We start from the raw sequence: 15,187 nt of genomic DNA, 5'->3' as shown, positions 1-15,187 counted from the left end.
CCCCGGCCGGGCCGTGCTGCTGCTGGTCGGGCGTCAGCGCGTCAGCGCGTCGAACATCCCCGGCTGGTACGACCCGCCGGGCTTGCGCACGATCACGTTGAGGCGGTTCGACGCGTTGATCATCGCGACCAGCGAGACCAGCGCGGCGACCTGCTCGTCGTCGAAGTGCTCGCGCACCCGCGCCCACGTCTCGTCGGACACGCCGGGGTGCGCGTCGGCGACCCGCGTCCCCTCCTCCGCGAGCGCCAGGGCGGCCCGCTCGGCGTCGGTGAACACCGTCGCCTCGCGCCACGCGGCCACCAGGTGGAGCCGCACGGCCGACTCGCCCGCGGCCGCGGCGTCCTTCGTGTGGAAGTCGACGCAGAACCCGCAGCCGTTGATCTGGCTGACCCGCAGCTGGACGAGGTCCTGGAGGTCGCGGGGCAGGGTGGAGCCCTGGATCGCCAGGGCGACGTTGGCCACTCTCCGGGCGATCCGTGCGCCGAGCTCGTCGGCCATCATGTCGAAGCGTTCCATCACATCGTCCTCACTGGTCGGGACCGACCGCCCGGACGTCCCGAGCGGCGTGCTACGACCACAGGACGCCGCCCGCGCCGCGGCTGTGACAGGCGCCCGCGGACCGCCGGATGTCACACGCGGGCCCCCGGCGGCGTCATCTGTCCGACGGCACCACGAGCAGCGGGGAGCGGACGATGACGCAGCAGCAGACGACGGACGGACGGACACCGGGCACGACGCCGGCCGCCGACGCGGCCACCACCTCCTTCGTCGCCCACCGGAACCTGCTGTTCACGGTGGCCTACGAGGTGCTCGGCTCCGCCTCGGACGCCGAGGACGTGCTGCAGGACACCTGGTTGCGCTGGGCGGACGTCGACGTGGCCACCGTGCTCGACCACCGCGCCTACCTGGTCCGGATGACCACGCGGCGGGCCCTCACCCGCCTGCGCACCGTGCGGCGGCGACGCGAGTCGTACGCCGGCCCCTGGCTGCCCGAGCCGCTCGTCACCGCGCCGGACGTCGCCGACGACGTGGTGCTCGCGGACGGCGTGTCGATGGCGGTGCTGCTGGTGCTGGAGACCCTCGCGCCCACGGAGCGCGCCGTGTTCGTACTGCGGGAGGTGTTCGCGCTCGAGTACGGGGAGATCGCCGAGGCGGTGGAGAAGAGCCCGGCCGCGGTGCGGCAGATCACGCACCGGGCGCGCTCGCACGTCGCGGCCCGCAGGCCGCGGGGCACGGTGTCCGCGGCGGAGTCGCGCGAGGCGTTCGCCGCGTTCCGGCGCGCCGTCACGACCGGGGACCTGCAGGGCCTGCTCGACGTCATCGCGCCCGACGTCGTGCTGCTCACCGACGGCGGCGGCGTCGTGCAGGCAGCGCTGGAGCCGGTGGTCGGCGCCCGTGCCGTCGCCGCCGTGCTCGCCCGGATCGACGCGGGCGACGTGGAGACCACCGAGGTGAACGGCCAGCCGGCCCTGGTGCTGCGGCGCGACGGCGCGGTCGACACGGTCCTCGCGGTGCGGGTCGCCGGCGGGCGCGTGGCCGGCCTGTACGCCGTCCGGAACCCCGACAAGCTCGGGCACGCCGGGCGTACCGCGGACATCCGCCGCTAGGCCCGCATCATCCGTTCGGCTGAGATCCGCCGAGACCCCCAGGCGATGTCCCGGGGCGACGGCCGACCGGACGATGGACGGGACGCACCGACGCTGCGGGAACGCAGCCCCCCGGGCGCCCCGGCCACGAGAGAAGGACTTGCACATGAAGCTCACGACGACGAAGAAGCCCGTCACGATCGCCGTCTCGGCGCTCGTCGCGCTGGGGGCGCTCACCGCCTGCAGCACGGGCGAGGCCGACGCCGCGGCGGGCTCGAGCTCCGTCGCGGCGGAGGAGGCCCCCGCGGCGGACGAGGCGCAGACGCCGTCGGACGTCCTCGCGTCGACCGCGTGGGAGACCACCGGCGCGACGGACGCCGACGGGGAGGACGTCGCCCTCGACGACGAGGACGTCAGCGCCTTCGTGGGCTGGGCGTACTTCGACGAGGACGGCACGTTCGCGATGTACGACCTGGACGACACCCCGAAGATGCAGGGCGACTGGACGGTCGACGAGGACGGCACGACCCGCCACATCGTCGCGAAGGACGACGCCGGCGAGGTGCAGTTCGAGCGCGACTCCGACATCGTCACGCTGACCGGCGAGGAGTTCACCTACCGGGTGTTCCCGGACCCGGAGGACACCGCGGTGTACGTCGACATCGTCCACACCCCGACCGACCACGAGGAGCCGGCCGCGTCCTGACCGCACCCGAGCCCCCCGCCGCGGCGCCCGCCCCCTCCGAGGGCCGGCGCCGCGTCGTCGTCCGGGCCCGTCAGCGCCGCTCGTCGACCAGCGCGGCGACGCCCGCGACGACGCGCCCGACGCCGAACCGCAGGGCGTCGTCGCGGCCGGCGGGGTCGGTCGCGGCGAACGCCGCCACGGTGAGCGGGTAGCCGTCGGCGCGCTCGGCGAGGACGGGCGCGAGCCCGGCGGCGAGGTCGGCCTCCGGCGTCGCGCCGCGCGGCTGCTGGCGCACGAGGGACATCGCGTGGCCGGCGAGGAGCGCGAGCGTGTCGAGCTTCTCCGCGCCGGTGAGGGGCAGGTCGCCGAAGGCCGCGAGGCCGACCTCGAACCAGGCCAGCTCCACCGGGCCGGGCAGGTGCGGGCGCTGCGCGAGCTCCACGGACCACGGACGGTCGAGGGCCCGCGCGTGCACGCTGCCGGCCCAGCCCGTCAGCGCGGCGCGCCAGTCCCGCCCCGCCGCGGGAGGCGGGTCGCCGAGGGCCGCGTCGAGCATGAGGGCGTCCAGCTCGACCCGCCCGGGCACGTACCGGTAGAGCGCCATCTTGGTGGTGCCGAGCCGCTCGGCGACGCTCTGCATGGACACGGCGTCGAGCCCGCCGGCGTCGGCGATCGCGGTCGCGGCGGCGACGACGCCGTCGATCGTGAACCGCGGCTTGGGCCCGCGGCGCGGCGGCGCCTCGCGCCGCCACAGCAGGTCGAGGACGCCGTCGGTGCCCGGCGCGCCCGTCACGGCGTCCCGCTTCTCCGCGCGCATCTCGCTCCCCCGCCTCCGGCCGGTGCCGGGATCCGTCCGAAAGGTATTGCGTCCATCGTACGCGGATGCTTACTGTGTCCACCAGACACAGTTCAACTCGGCACCCGGGAGCAGACCATGACCACCTCGAAGATCCTGATCTCCGGCGCGAGCATCGCCGGGCCCGCGCTCGCCCGCTGGCTCGGCCGCAACGGCTTCGACGTCACCGTCGTCGAGAGGGCGCCCGCCCTCCGGCCCGGCGGCCAGGCCGTCGACTTCAAGGGCCGCACCCACCGCGACGTCCTCACGCGCATGGGCGTGCTCGACGACGTCGTCGCCCACCAGACCCCGAAGACGGACTGGCGCCTGGTCGACGAGCACGACCGGGTCCGCGCGGTGGTCCCCGGCGAGTTCATCGGCGGCGACGTCGAGATCCTGCGCGGCGACCTCGCCGCGATCCTGCACGAGCACGGCGCCCGCGACGCCGAGTACGTCTTCGGCGACGAGATCGTGGGCGCCACCGAGACGACCGACGGCGTCCAGGTCTCCTTCGCGCGGCGGCCGAGCGAGCGCTTCGACCTCGTGGTCGGCGCCGACGGCGTGCACTCCACCGTGCGGCGGCTCGCGTTCGGCCCGGAGGAGCAGCTCGTGGAGCACCTCGGGTACTGCTATGCCGTGGCCGACGCCGCCGCGCCGCTCGACGGGCTGGAGACCCGTCTCCCCGACGGCCGGGGCGTGGCGTACGGGTTCACCGAGCCCGGCCGGCTCGCGCTGCTCGGCGGGCAGAAGGCGCCCAGCCTGTTCGTCTTCCGCGCTCCCCGTCCGGACTACGACCGGCACGACGTCGCGTCGCAGCGAGCGTTCCTCGAGGCGGCGTTCGCGGGCGCCGGCTGGCGCGTGCCCGCCGCGCTCGACGCCGCCCGCCGGGCCGACGACCTCTACCTGGACGCGCTGGCGCGCACGCGGATGACGTCGTTCACCCGCGGGCGGTTCGCCCTGGTCGGCGACGCGGGGTACGCGAACACCCTCGGCGGGTTCGGGACCGGCCTGTCCCTCGTCGGCGCCTACGTCCTCGCGGGCGAGCTGGTCGCGGCGGCCGGCGACCACGAGGCCGCCCTCGCGGCGTACGACCGGCGGATGCGCAGGCCCACCAGGGTCGCGCGGACCGGCAACGCCGGGCCGTTCCTCGCGCCGCCGACGGCCGCCCGGATCCGGCTGCGGGACTGGAGCTTCGCGAACCGGTGGTCGTACGCCGCGATGCGGTGGATGACCGACACGTTCGCCACCGACGACAGCATCCCGGCCTACGACCTGCGGTGACGGCCGCCCTCAGGCCCGGCGGGCCAGCAGGCTGAACGCGTTCGGGACCCGGCCGTCCCAGGCGGCGGCGCGGAAGCCGTCCGGGAGCCAGAACGGGTCGGGGTGCTCCTCGAGGTGCTCCACCTCGAACCCCGCCCGCAGGCACGCCATGACCGTCTCGGCGAGCGTGCGCTGGTGCTCCACCGCCCCGTGGCCGGGGAACGAGTCGTTGACGTGCGACCGCTCGAAGTACCCGCGGTCCGGGCGCACCCGGATCTCGTCGGCGTCCCACGCCCACAGCGGCACCATCGGGTGCGCCTCGTAGACGTAGAACCACCCGCCCGGCCGCAGCAGCCGGCGCACCTCGGCGAGGAACGCGGCGAGGTCCGCGACCCAGATGAGCGCCCCCTTGCCCGTGTAGACGAGGTCGGCGCACGCGTCGTCGAGGCCGCTGTCGGGGAGCGTGGCGCGCGTGTACCGGCAGGGCACCCCGAGCTCGTCGGCCCGGCGCTGCGCGCTCGCCACCGGCGCCGCGCTGTAGTCCAGGCCGTGCACGGACCGCGCGCCGAGGCGCGCCAGGGCGACGTCGTCCAGGCCGTGGCCGCTCATCGGGTGCACGACGTCCGCGCCCGGGACGATGGTGCGCAGGGCCCGGACCTCGGCGGGCAGCAGCCGGGCGGTGCGGGCCTGCTCGAGGTGCTCGTCGTACTCGTCCGTGTACTTGCGCGAGGCGATGGCCCACGCGGCGCGCGTCTCGTCGTCGGCGACGTCCATGCGGGCACCCTGGCACGACCGCGCGCCCCGGCGCACCAGGATTCCCGTCAGGTGGCCGGCCGGGGGCCGGTGAGGGCCGCGGCGACCTGCCCGGCGAGGGTCACGGCCACCAGGCGACGGTCCAGGTCCGGCCGGCTCACCCCGGTCGAGGCCGTGAGCAGGAACCGGCCGTGCACCACGCCGCCGTACTCGACCAGGAGCTCGGTCCGGTCGTCGACCGGGAGCCCGTCGCGCTCCACGTCGACCGGGTGCCCGTGCCGGGTGACGCTGCCGTCGCGGTGCAGGCGCGGCAGGTTCGAGCCCGTGCCGCGGTCGAACCGGCACTCGTCGATCCCCAGCACGTCGACGATCTGCCGTTCCACCGCGCCGACGAGTCCGTCCGTGGACGCCCCGTCCGCGACCGTGCGAGCGGCGGTGACGATGCCGTCGAGGTACCCCGCGCGCTCGCTCGCCGTCGCCTGCTGACGCCGTCCCCACAGGGCGATCTCGGTGACGACGATCCCCACCACGAGGAGGAGCACGGCCGTCTCGACGTCCGCCGGGTCGTCGATGGTCAGCCGCTGGTAGGGCTCCGTGAGGAAGAAGTCGAACCAGACGCCGCACGAGAGTGCGGCGACCACGCCGGCCAGCCGGCGACCGGTCGCGGCGATCGCGACGACGACGAGCACCAGCCCCAGCGCCGCGTTCGTGTTGGCGACGCTCTCGCGGAACACGGCGAGCACCGCGCACGCCACCAGCGGCACCACCAGCGCCGCCCACATCACCAGGACCGAGCCCCGCGTCGTCGTCCTCACACCTCCATGAACCGCCCGCGCCCGGGCGGGTGTCAACGGCCGCGGGGGGCATGCCCGTATGGCTTCCGTCAGGGTGCGCCCCGGGCCCGTATGGGTCCCGTAAGGACGGGCTCCGGGGCCTCACGGCGGGTGTTGCATCGACGTCGGCACCTGAGAAGGGGTGCCCGGCCCGACCCTCCCCGGGGCGGCCGTCGAACTCGAAGTGGGGACGTGCTGGTGCTTGACGTCGTCTACGTGCTGGGCGTGATCGCCCTGTTCGCGCTGGTCGCCGGTGTCGCGAAGGCGGTGGAGAAGCTGTGATCGTCATCGAGCTCCTCGCCGCCGCGCTCGGCGTGGCCGCGCTGGCCTACCTCGTGGTGGCCCTCGTGAAGCCGGAGCGGTTCTGATGGGCTGGGTCTGGGCGGTCCTCGCGCTCGGGACCGTCGCGCTCGTCCTCGCCGCCGTGCACCGGTCGTTCGGCGACTACATGGCGACGGTCTACACGACGCCACGCGACTGGCGCGTCGAGCGGGGCCTCTACCGCGTCCTGGGCGTCGACCCGCGGTCCGGGCAGACGTGGCAGGCCTACCTGCGCGGCGTGCTGACCTTCTCGGTCGTCGGGCTCCTGCTCCTCTACGCCCTGCAGCGCACGCAGCAGTGGCTGCCGTACTCCCTGGGGCTGCCCGCGCCGTCGCCGGACCTGTCGTTCAACACGGCCGCGTCGTTCGTGGGGAACACGAACTGGCAGTCGTACTCGCCGGAGGTGACCCTCGGGTACACCGTCCAGCTCGCCGGGCTCGTGGTGCAGAACTTCGTCTCCGCGGCCGTCGGCATGGCCGTGGCCGTCGCGCTGGTCCGCGGGTTCGCCTTCCGTCGGACCGGCACGATCGGGAACTTCTGGGTGGACCTGGTCCGCGGCTGCCTGCGCGTGCTGCTGCCGATCTCCGTGGTGGGCGCCGTGGTGCTCCTCCTCGGCGGCGTCGTGCAGAACTTCGCCGGCTTCACCGACGTGACGACCGTGGCCGGCGCCACGCAGAGCGTCCCGGGCGGCCCCGTGGCCTCGCAGGAGGTGATCAAGCTCCTCGGGACCAACGGAGGCGGGTTCTTCAACGCGAACTCGGCCCACCCGTTCGAGAACCCGACCGCGTGGACGAACGTCCTCGAGGTCCTCCTGATGCTCGTCATCCCGTTCTCGCTGCCCCGCACGTTCGGCCGGATGGTCGGCGACCTCCGTCAGGGGTACGCGATCCTCGCGGCGATGGGCGTGATCTTCGTGGCCTCGTTCGCGGCCCTCACCGCGCTCGAGTCGGCCGGCCAGGGCACCGCCCCGCAGCTCGCCGGCGGGGCGATGGAGGGCAAGGAGGCGCGGTTCGGGATCATCGGGTCCACGCTGTTCGCGACCACCAGCACGACGACGTCGACCGGCGCCGTCAACTCGATGCACGACTCGTACACCGCGCTGGGCGGCATGGTGCCGATGCTCAACATGATGCTCGGCGAGGTGGCGCCGGGCGGCGTCGGGTCCGGGCTCTACGGCATGCTCGTGCTGGCGGTCATCGCGGTCTTCGTCGCCGGCCTGCTCGTGGGCCGCACGCCCGAGTACCTGGGCAAGAAGATCGGCCCGCGCGAGATCAAGCTCGCGAGCCTCTACATCCTGGTGACCCCCACGCTGGTGCTCGCCGGGACGGCGCTGAGCTTCGCGGTCCCCGCGGTCCGCGAGAGCGTCACCTCGACGTCGATCTGGAACCCGGGCGTGCACGGCATGTCCGAGGTCCTCTACGCCTTCACGTCGGCGGCCAACAACAACGGCTCCGCGTTCGCCGGCCTGACGGCGAACACCCCCTGGATGAACACCGCGCTCGGCGTCGCGATCCTGCTCGGGCGGTTCGTCCCCATCGTGCTCGTCCTCGCGCTGGCCGGGTCGCTGGCCCGCCAGGACAAGGTCCCCGCCACCTCCGGGACCCTGCCGACGCACCGCCCGCAGTTCGTCGGGCTCCTCGTGGGGGTCGTCCTCATCCTCACCGCGCTCACCTACTTCCCCGTTCTCGCGCTGGGTCCCCTGGCGGAAGGGCTCCTGTAACTCATGACCACCGTGATCGACACCCCGTCCCACTCCTCCGCCACGTCGGCCCGGACGCCAGGAGGGATCTTCACCTGGTCCCAGGTGCGGTCCGCCCTGCCGGGCGCGTTCCGCAAGCTCGACCCCCGCCAGATGTGGCACAACCCCGTGATGTTCATCGTGTGGGTCGGTGCCGCGCTGACCACCGTGCTGGCGGTCGCCGAGCCGTTCCTCGGCGGCCCGGCGGAGTCCGGCGGCACCGTCGTGCCGGGCTCCTTCACCACCGTGATCGCGCTGTTCCTCTGGCTCACGGTCGTCTTCGCCAACCTCGCCGAGTCGGTGGCGGAGGGCCGCGGCAAGGCCCAGGCGGACACCCTGCGCCGGACCCGCACGGCCACCGTCGCGCACCGCGTCGCGGGCTACGACGACGCGGCCGACCCGGGGGCCCGCGACGCACGCACGGACGAGGTCTCGTCCGCCGACCTGCGCCTCGGCGACGTGGTCGTGGTCGAGGCCGGCGACCCCGTGCCCGGCGACGGCGAGATCGTCTGGGGGATCGCCTCGGTCGACGAGTCCGCCATCACCGGCGAGTCGGCCCCCGTGATCCGCGAGTCCGGCGGCGACCGGTCCGCCGTGACCGGCGGCACGCGGGTGCTGTCCGACCGGATCGTCGTGCGGATCACCTCGAAGCCGGGCGAGACGTTCGTGGACCGGATGATCGCCCTCGTCGAGGGCGCGAGCCGGCAGAAGACACCCAACGAGATCGCGCTCAGCATCCTGCTGGCCGCGCTGTCGATCGTGTTCGTCGTCGTGGCGCTCACCCTCAACCCCATCGCGTCCTACGCGGCGAGCCCGGTGAGCGTGGCGGTGCTGGTCGCCCTCCTCGTGTGCCTGATCCCCACGACGATCGGCGCGCTGCTGTCGGCCATCGGCATCGCCGGGATGGACCGGCTGGTGCAGCGCAACGTGCTGGCGATGTCCGGCCGCGCCGTCGAGGCCGCCGGCGACGTCACGACCCTGCTCCTCGACAAGACGGGCACCATCACCTATGGCAACCGGCAGGCCACGGAGTTCGTGCCGGTCGCAGGGGTCGACGTCCGCGAGCTGGTGCGCGCCGCCGCCGTCTCCTCCCTCGCCGACCCCACGCCGGAGGGTGCGTCGATCGTCGCCCTCGCCCGCGTGGCGGGGGTCGAGGTGGGCGCCGGCGCGCCCGGCGAGATCGTGCCGTTCACGGCCCAGACCCGGATGTCGGGCCTGGACGCTCCGGACGGGACGCAGATCCGCAAGGGGGCCGGCTCCGCCGTCATGGCCTGGCTCCAGGAGGGCGGGGCACGACCGGCCGCCGCCGTCGTCGCGGAGGTCGAGGGGGCCGTCGAGCGGATCGCGCAGTCGGGTGGGACCCCGCTCGTCGTGGCCCGCAGGACCCCCGACGGGGAGGGCCGCGTGCTCGGCCTCGTGCACCTCAAGGACGTCGTCAAGGAGGGCATCGCCGAGCGCTTCGACGAGCTGCGGGCCATGGGCATCCGCACCGTGATGATCACGGGCGACAACCCGCTGACGGCGAAGGCGATCGCGGCCGAGGCGGGCGTCGACGACTACCTCGCCGAGGCGACCCCCGAGGACAAGCTCGTGCTCATCCGGCGCGAGCAGGAGGGCGGCAACCTCGTCGCGATGACCGGCGACGGCACCAACGACGCCCCCGCGCTCGCGCAGGCGGACGTGGGCGTCGCGATGAACTCGGGCACGTCGGCGGCGAAGGAGGCCGGCAACATGGTCGACCTCGACTCCGACCCCACCAAGCTCATCGACGTGGTGCGCATCGGCAAGCAGCTCCTCATCACCCGCGGCGCCCTGACGACGTTCTCGATCGCGAACGACGTCGCCAAGTACTTCGCGATCATCCCGGCGATGTTCATGGGCGTGTTCCCCGGCCTCGGCGCCCTCAACATCATGGGCCTGAGCTCGCCGTCGTCGGCCGTCGTCTCGGCGATCGTCTTCAACGCGATCATCATCGTCGTGCTCATCCCGCTCGCCCTGCGCGGCGTGCGGTACCGGCCGCTCGACGCCTCGAAGATCCTCGGGCGGAACCTCCTCGTCTACGGGCTCGGCGGCATCGTCGCGCCGTTCGTCGGGATCTGGCTCATCGACCTGGTCGTGCGCCTCGTCCCCGGGTACTGACCGGACCGACGCACGGAACGACTCGGAACGACACGGAACGTCAAGGAGACACCGCACATGAACGCCACGACACGCGCCACCGGCCGCACCTTCTGGGTCGCCGTCCGGGCGATGATCGCGCTCACCCTGGTCCTGGGCGTCGGCTACACGCTCGTGATCACCGGCATCGGCCGGCTCGTCCTGCCGGCGCAGGCCGACGGCTCCCTCGTGCGCGACGGCGCCGGCCAGGTCGTCGGGTCGTCGCTGATCGGCCAGGGCTTCACCGACGCCGACGGCGCCCCGCTGCCGCAGTACTTCCAGTCGCGGCCGTCGGCCGCCGGCGACGGGTGGGACGCGGGCGCGTCGTCCGGGTCGAACCTCGGGCCCGAGAACCCCGACCTCGTCGCCGCCATCGAGGAGCGCAGGGCGCAGGTGGCCGAGCTGGACGGCGTCGCGCCCGAGGACGTCCCGGCGGACGCCGTCACGGCGTCGGGCTCCGGCCTGGACCCGCACATCAGCCCCGAGTACGCGCAGATCCAGGTCGCGCGGGTCGCGGAAGCCCGCGGCCTCCCTGTGGACGAGGTCGAGGGCCTGGTCGCGAGGCACACTGAGGGTCGGACCCTGGGGTACCTCGGCGAGCCCGTCGTCAACGTGCTGGAGCTCAACGTCGCCCTGGACGAGCTCGGGAGGTGAGCATGGGTCGTGGACGGCTGCGTGTCCTCCTCGGGGCGGCGCCCGGCGTGGGCAAGACCTACGCCATGCTCGAGGAGGGCAAGCACCTGCGCGACGCCGGCAAGGACGTCGTGGTCGCGGTCGTGGAGACCCACGGCCGCGCCGCGACCGCCGCCATGGCGCGCGGGCTGGAGGTGGTGCCACGGGTCGCGGTGACGCACCGGGGCGTGGAGCTCGACGACCTCGACCTCGACGCGGTGCTGGCCCGCCGGCCGGACGTCGCGCTCGTCGACGAGCTGGCGCACACCAACGCGCCCGGCCTCTCCCACGAGAAGCGGTGGGAGGACGTCGACCGGCTGCTGGACGCCGGGATCGACGTCCTCTCGACGGTGAACATCCAGCACATCGAGTCGCTCAACGACGTGGTCGAGAAGATCACGGGCGTCACCCAGCGGGAGACGATCCCCGACGCCGTCCTGCGCGCCGCCGACCAGATCGAGGTCGTGGACCTGGCACCGCAGGCGCTGCGCGACCGGCTCTCCTCCGGCGTCGTCTACCCGGCCGAGCGCGTGGACGCGGCCCTGTCGAACTACTTCCGCCTCGGCAACCTCACGGCGCTGCGCGAGCTCGCGCTGCTGTGGCTGGCCGACGAGGTCGACGCCGCCCTGCAGCACTACCGCACCGAGCACGGGATCGACTCGACGTGGGAGGCCCGCGAGCGGGTCGTCGTCACGCTCACCGGCGGCCCCGAGGGCGAGACGCTGCTCCGGCGCGGGGCGCGGATCGCGGCGCGGTCCGCCGGCGGCGACCTCCTCGCCGTGCACGTCACGAGCCAGGACGGCCTGCGCGGCGCCACCCCGGGCGCCCTGGCGCAGCAGCGGCTGCTCGTCGAGCAGCTCGGCGGCACCTACCACCAGGTGGTGGGCGACGACATCCCGACGGCGCTGGTCGAGTTCGCCAAGGGGGTCAACGCGACCCAGCTGGTCATCGGCGTCTCGCGGCGCAGCCGCCTGTCGGCAGCGCTGAGCGGCCCGGGGATCGGCGCGACCGTGACCCGCGAGGCCGGCAACATCGACGTCCACATCGTCAACCACGCCGCCGCCGGGGGCCGCTCCCGCCTGCCGCGCCACGGCGGCGCCCTGACGATGAAGCGCCGCGTCATCGGGTTCGTCCTCGCGCTGGTCGGCGGCCCGCTGCTGACGTGGGGCCTCGTGACGTTCCGCACCGAGGAGTCGATCATCTCCGACGTCCTCGCCTACCAGCTGCTGGTGGTCGTGGTGGCGCTGGTGGGCGGCGCGTGGCCCGCCGTCTACGCCGCGGTGCTCTCCGGGGTCACCCTCGACTACTTCTTCATCGCGCCGTACCACACCATCACCGTGGGCGAGCCGCTCCACATCGTCGCCCTCGTCCTCTACGTGGTGATCGCGATCCTCGTGAGCGTCGTGGTCGACCAGGCGGCGCGGACCACCCGCGCCGCGCGGCGGGCGGCGGCGGAGTCCGAGGTCCTCGCCACGGTCGCGGGCAGCGTGCTGCGCGGCCAGGACGCGGTGCAGGCGCTGGTGCACCGGGCGCGCGAGGCGTTCGGCCTCGCCGGGGCGCGCCTCGTCTCCGACGGGGCGGTGCTGGCCTCCGACGGAGAGGTGCCCGAGGGCGCGGCCCGCACGACGATCGACGTCGACGGCCGGGCGGCCCTGGAGCTCTACGGCGCCGACCTCGAGGCCTCCGAGCGCCGCCTCCTGCGCGTCATCGCGGCCCAGCTCCAGGCGGCCCTGGAGCACAACGACCTCGCGGAGGTCGCCAGCGAGGTCGACCAGCTCGCCGAGTCGGACCGCGTGCGGAGCGCGCTCCTCTCCGCCCTCAGCCACGACCTGCGCCGCCCGCTCTCGGCCGCCGCGGCCTCCGTGAGCGGCCTGCGGACCGACCCCGGCACCCTCTCCGACGCCGACCGCGCCGAGCTCCTGGAGACGGCGGACGAGAGCCTCACGTCCCTGTCCACCCTCATCACCGACCTGCTGGACGTGAGCCGCCTCGAGGCCGGGGTGCTCGGGGTGTCCCGGTCCCCGGTCGACGCGGCCGACGTCATCCTGCCCGCGCTCGACGAGCTGCACCTCGGGCCCGGGCAGGTGGAGCTGGACCTCGACCTCACCGTCCCGCTCGTGCTGGCCGACCCGGTGCTGCTGCAGCGGGTCGTGGTGAACCTGCTCGCCAACGCGACCCGGCACTCGCCCGCGGGGCGCCGGGTCCGCCTCACCACCAGCACGTTCGCCGGCACGGTCGAGATCCGGGTGGTCGACCACGGCCCAGGGATCCCCGCCGACCGGCGCGAGGACGTGTTCGTCCCGTTCCAGCGCCTCGGCGACACCGACAACACGACGGGGCTCGGGCTCGGGCTGGCGTTGTCGAAGGGGTTCGTCGAGGGGATGGGTGGGACGCTCGTCCCCGAGGACACCCCGGGCGGCGGCCTCACCATGGTCGTCGCGCTGCCCGCCGCCGCGCCGTCGACCGCACCCGACCAGCCCGACCGACCGGAGACCACCGCGCCATGAAGATCCTCATCGCCGACGACGACCCGCAGATCCTGCGCGCCCTGCGGATCACCCTGACGGCGCAGGGGTACGAGATCGTCACGGCCGTCACGGGCACCCAGGCGATCGCGCGGGCCGTCGACCACCGCCCCGACGTCTTCATGATCGACCTGGGCATGCCCGAGCTGGAGGGCATCGACGTCATCCATGCCATCCGGGGCTGGTCCGACGCCCCGATCCTCGTCGTGTCGGGGCGCAGCGGCGCCGCGGACAAGGTCGAGGCGCTCGACGCGGGCGCCGACGACTACGTCACCAAGCCCTTCTCCATCGAGGAGCTGCTGGCCCGCATCCGCGCCCTCACCCGGCGCGTGACGCACGAGGACTCCGACCCCGTGGTGCAGCTCGGCGACGTCACCGTCGACCTCTCCGCGCACAGCGTCACCCGCACCCGCGGCGGCGCCACCGAGCACGTGCGCCTCACGCCCACGGAGTGGCAGATGCTCGAGCGCCTGGTCCGCAACCCGGGCAAGCTCGTCACCCGCCAGACGCTCCTCACGGAGATCTGGGGGTCCGAGCACGTGAGCGACACCGGGTACCTGCGGCTGTACGTCGCGCAGCTGCGCCGCAAGCTGGAGCCCGACCCCGCGGTGCCGCGCTACCTCATCACCGAGGCGGGCATGGGCTACCGCTTCGACCCGGACGGCGGGCAGGCCGAGGCCGCGGCCGAGGCGTAGCGGCCGCCCGGCCCGAGCGCTCACGTCGGGCGGTGCGCCTGCAGCGCGCCCCCGGCCAGCGCGTCGGCGGCGAGCGCGACCCGGGCCAGCGCCGGGTCGACCGACGCGGGGACGGCCGCGAGGTCCGCGACCACCGCGTCCGCCTCCTCGGGCTCGGGCCCCACGAGCGGCAGCCGCACCCGCGGGCCGTCGAGCCGACCCAGCGCGTGCAGCACGGCCTTGGTCGCGACCGTCGGCGGCACGTGGTCGTTCAGCGCGCGGGCCAGCGGCAGCAGGTCGCGGTGGGCCGCCGCCGCGGCGGCCAGGTCGCCCGCCGCCGCGGCGTCGATCAGCCGGCGGTAGGACGCCGGCGCCACGTTCGCGGCGACGCCCACCAGCCCGGCGGCGCCCGCGGCGAGGGCGGGCAGCGCGGTGGCGTCGTCACCGCCGTAGCAGGCGAGCCCGGTGTCGCCGGCGACCCGCGCGACGCGGGCGACGCGGGCGAGGTCGCCGCCCGACTCCTTCAGCGCGACGACGTTCGGGTGCTGCGCGGCGCGGGCCAGGGTGGGCTCCGCGAGGCGCGAGCCGGTGCGTCGCGGGACGTCGTACAGCATGACGGGGAGGTCGGTGGCGTCCGCCACCGTCCACAGGTGCGCCAGCAGCCCCGCCTGCGAGGGGCGGCAGTAGTACGGCGTCACCACCATCAGCGCCTCGGCGCCCGCCTCCTCCGCGGCCTGCGACAGCACCACGGAGTGCGCGGTGTCCGCGCTGCCGGAGGCGGCGACGACGGTGGCCCGGCCGCCGAGCACGTCCACCGCGCACACGACGAGGTCGGTGCGCTCGTCGTCGGTGAGCGTCGTCCCCTCCCCCGTCGTGCCGCCCACGACGACGCCGTCCGCGCCGTCGCGCGCCAGGGCGTCGAGGTGTCGTTCGAAGCCCGCGACGTCGACCGTGCCGTCCGCGCGGAACGGGGTGACGGCCGCGACGAGCAGGCGGCCCAGCGGCGCCGGCGCCGGGTCCTGAGCGGGGTCCTGAGCGGGGTCCGGGGCGGGGGTCTCGGGAGGCATGTCTGCACCGTAGGGACGTCCGGGCGCGGCGTCCGCGTGCCCGGCGTGAGGATCCGGGCCGCCCCCGCATGCGTTCCGTGA

The 15,187-nt window shown here is 74.5% G+C and carries 14 protein-coding genes; 9 read left to right on the top strand and 5 right to left on the bottom strand.

From position 1 onward, the window contains the following. Nucleotides 1–33: 33 nt before the first annotated feature. Nucleotides 34–516: a carboxymuconolactone decarboxylase family protein gene (locus tag ACFU5J_RS02880; RefSeq protein WP_430577743.1), complete on the bottom strand. Its 483-nt coding sequence runs from the start codon at nucleotides 514–516 to the stop codon at nucleotides 34–36. A gap of 176 nt (nucleotides 517–692) precedes the next feature. Between ACFU5J_RS02880 and ACFU5J_RS02875 the strand changes: the two genes are divergently transcribed. Both ACFU5J_RS02875 and ACFU5J_RS02870 read left to right on the top strand, forming a co-directional pair. After that, complete coding sequence (locus tag ACFU5J_RS02875; protein WP_430577742.1) at nucleotides 693–1,607, top strand: RNA polymerase sigma-70 factor; 915 nt, start codon at nucleotides 693–695, stop codon at nucleotides 1,605–1,607. 145 nt (nucleotides 1,608–1,752) lie between these two features. Further along, complete coding sequence (locus ACFU5J_RS02870; protein WP_430577741.1) at nucleotides 1,753–2,292, top strand: DUF4822 domain-containing protein; 540 nt, start codon at nucleotides 1,753–1,755, stop codon at nucleotides 2,290–2,292. A gap of 70 nt (nucleotides 2,293–2,362) precedes the next feature. Here ACFU5J_RS02870 and ACFU5J_RS02865 read toward each other — a convergent pair whose 3' ends face one another. Continuing rightward, the gene (locus ACFU5J_RS02865) at nucleotides 2,363–3,088 is read right to left on the bottom strand and encodes a TetR/AcrR family transcriptional regulator (protein WP_430577740.1); all 726 of its coding nucleotides are present in this window, start codon (nucleotides 3,086–3,088) and stop codon (nucleotides 2,363–2,365) included. Between the two features lie 117 nt (nucleotides 3,089–3,205). On the opposite strand from ACFU5J_RS02865, the gene ACFU5J_RS02860 reads away from it, so the two are divergent. Next, nucleotides 3,206–4,387, top strand: coding sequence for an FAD-dependent monooxygenase (locus ACFU5J_RS02860; protein WP_430577739.1), 1,182 nt, complete (start codon nucleotides 3,206–3,208; stop codon nucleotides 4,385–4,387). A gap of 9 nt (nucleotides 4,388–4,396) precedes the next feature. Here the strand turns inward: ACFU5J_RS02860 and ACFU5J_RS02855 are convergent, their stop codons facing one another. Both ACFU5J_RS02855 and ACFU5J_RS02850 read right to left on the bottom strand, forming a co-directional pair. Beyond that, nucleotides 4,397–5,140, bottom strand: a complete 744-nt coding sequence (locus ACFU5J_RS02855) for a class I SAM-dependent methyltransferase (RefSeq protein ID WP_430577738.1) — start codon at nucleotides 5,138–5,140, stop codon at nucleotides 4,397–4,399. 47 nt (nucleotides 5,141–5,187) lie between these two features. Beyond that, the gene (locus ACFU5J_RS02850; RefSeq protein ID WP_430577737.1) at nucleotides 5,188–5,934 is read right to left on the bottom strand and encodes a DUF4118 domain-containing protein; all 747 of its coding nucleotides are present in this window, start codon (nucleotides 5,932–5,934) and stop codon (nucleotides 5,188–5,190) included. Between the two features lie 296 nt (nucleotides 5,935–6,230). Between ACFU5J_RS02850 and ACFU5J_RS02845 the strand changes: the two genes are divergently transcribed. Genes ACFU5J_RS02845 through ACFU5J_RS02820 form a run of 6 tightly spaced genes read left to right on the top strand, consistent with a single transcriptional unit; the run spans nucleotide 6,231 to nucleotide 14,060 of the window. Next, complete coding sequence (locus ACFU5J_RS02845) at nucleotides 6,231–6,320, top strand: potassium-transporting ATPase subunit F (RefSeq protein ID WP_430573781.1); 90 nt, start codon at nucleotides 6,231–6,233, stop codon at nucleotides 6,318–6,320. Continuing rightward, nucleotides 6,320–7,993: a potassium-transporting ATPase subunit KdpA gene (gene kdpA / locus ACFU5J_RS02840; protein ID WP_430577736.1), complete on the top strand. Its 1,674-nt coding sequence runs from the start codon at nucleotides 6,320–6,322 to the stop codon at nucleotides 7,991–7,993. Before ACFU5J_RS02845 ends, kdpA begins: the two co-directional genes overlap by 1 nt. 3 nt (nucleotides 7,994–7,996) lie before the next feature. Continuing rightward, nucleotides 7,997–10,150, top strand: coding sequence for a potassium-transporting ATPase subunit KdpB (gene kdpB, locus ACFU5J_RS02835; protein WP_430577735.1), 2,154 nt, complete (start codon nucleotides 7,997–7,999; stop codon nucleotides 10,148–10,150). A 57-nt stretch (nucleotides 10,151–10,207) separates the two neighbouring features. Next, the gene (gene kdpC / locus ACFU5J_RS02830) at nucleotides 10,208–10,822 is read left to right on the top strand and encodes a potassium-transporting ATPase subunit KdpC (protein ID WP_430573778.1); all 615 of its coding nucleotides are present in this window, start codon (nucleotides 10,208–10,210) and stop codon (nucleotides 10,820–10,822) included. Between the two features lie 2 nt (nucleotides 10,823–10,824). Then, nucleotides 10,825–13,347, top strand: a complete 2,523-nt coding sequence (locus ACFU5J_RS02825; protein WP_430577734.1) for an ATP-binding protein — start codon at nucleotides 10,825–10,827, stop codon at nucleotides 13,345–13,347. Further along, complete coding sequence (locus ACFU5J_RS02820) at nucleotides 13,344–14,060, top strand: response regulator (RefSeq protein WP_430573776.1); 717 nt, start codon at nucleotides 13,344–13,346, stop codon at nucleotides 14,058–14,060. Before ACFU5J_RS02825 ends, ACFU5J_RS02820 begins: the two co-directional genes overlap by 4 nt. A 20-nt stretch (nucleotides 14,061–14,080) precedes the next feature. Here the strand turns inward: ACFU5J_RS02820 and dapA are convergent, their stop codons facing one another. Beyond that, a complete protein-coding gene (gene dapA / locus ACFU5J_RS02815; RefSeq protein WP_430577733.1) occupies nucleotides 14,081–15,106 on the bottom strand; it encodes a 4-hydroxy-tetrahydrodipicolinate synthase in 1,026 nt (341 codons plus the stop codon). Nucleotides 15,107–15,187 lie beyond the last annotated feature (81 nt).

The organism is Isoptericola sp. NPDC057559 (assembly GCF_042801555.1).
Lineage (GTDB): Bacteria > Actinomycetota > Actinomycetes > Actinomycetales > Cellulomonadaceae > Isoptericola.
This window is presented reverse-complemented; position numbering and strand designations above follow the sequence as displayed.

What these genes read in the sequence shown, in the direction of transcription:
- ACFU5J_RS02880 (WP_430577743.1), bottom strand. Translation starts at nt 516, where the DNA reads ATGGAACGCTTCGACATGATGGCCGACGAGCTCGGCGCACGGATCGCC.
- ACFU5J_RS02875 (WP_430577742.1), top strand. Translation starts at nt 693, where the DNA reads ATGACGCAGCAGCAGACGACGGACGGACGGACACCGGGCACGACGCCG.
- ACFU5J_RS02870 (WP_430577741.1), top strand. Translation starts at nt 1,753, where the DNA reads ATGAAGCTCACGACGACGAAGAAGCCCGTCACGATCGCCGTCTCGGCG.
- ACFU5J_RS02865 (WP_430577740.1), bottom strand. Translation starts at nt 3,088, where the DNA reads ATGCGCGCGGAGAAGCGGGACGCCGTGACGGGCGCGCCGGGCACCGAC.
- ACFU5J_RS02860 (WP_430577739.1), top strand. Translation starts at nt 3,206, where the DNA reads ATGACCACCTCGAAGATCCTGATCTCCGGCGCGAGCATCGCCGGGCCC.
- ACFU5J_RS02855 (WP_430577738.1), bottom strand. Translation starts at nt 5,140, where the DNA reads ATGGACGTCGCCGACGACGAGACGCGCGCCGCGTGGGCCATCGCCTCG.
- kdpA (WP_430577736.1), top strand. Translation starts at nt 6,320, where the DNA reads ATGGGCTGGGTCTGGGCGGTCCTCGCGCTCGGGACCGTCGCGCTCGTC.
- kdpB (WP_430577735.1), top strand. Translation starts at nt 7,997, where the DNA reads ATGACCACCGTGATCGACACCCCGTCCCACTCCTCCGCCACGTCGGCC.
- kdpC (WP_430573778.1), top strand. Translation starts at nt 10,208, where the DNA reads ATGAACGCCACGACACGCGCCACCGGCCGCACCTTCTGGGTCGCCGTC.
- ACFU5J_RS02825 (WP_430577734.1), top strand. Translation starts at nt 10,825, where the DNA reads ATGGGTCGTGGACGGCTGCGTGTCCTCCTCGGGGCGGCGCCCGGCGTG.
- ACFU5J_RS02820 (WP_430573776.1), top strand. Translation starts at nt 13,344, where the DNA reads ATGAAGATCCTCATCGCCGACGACGACCCGCAGATCCTGCGCGCCCTG.
- dapA (WP_430577733.1), bottom strand. Translation starts at nt 15,106, where the DNA reads ATGCCTCCCGAGACCCCCGCCCCGGACCCCGCTCAGGACCCCGCTCAG.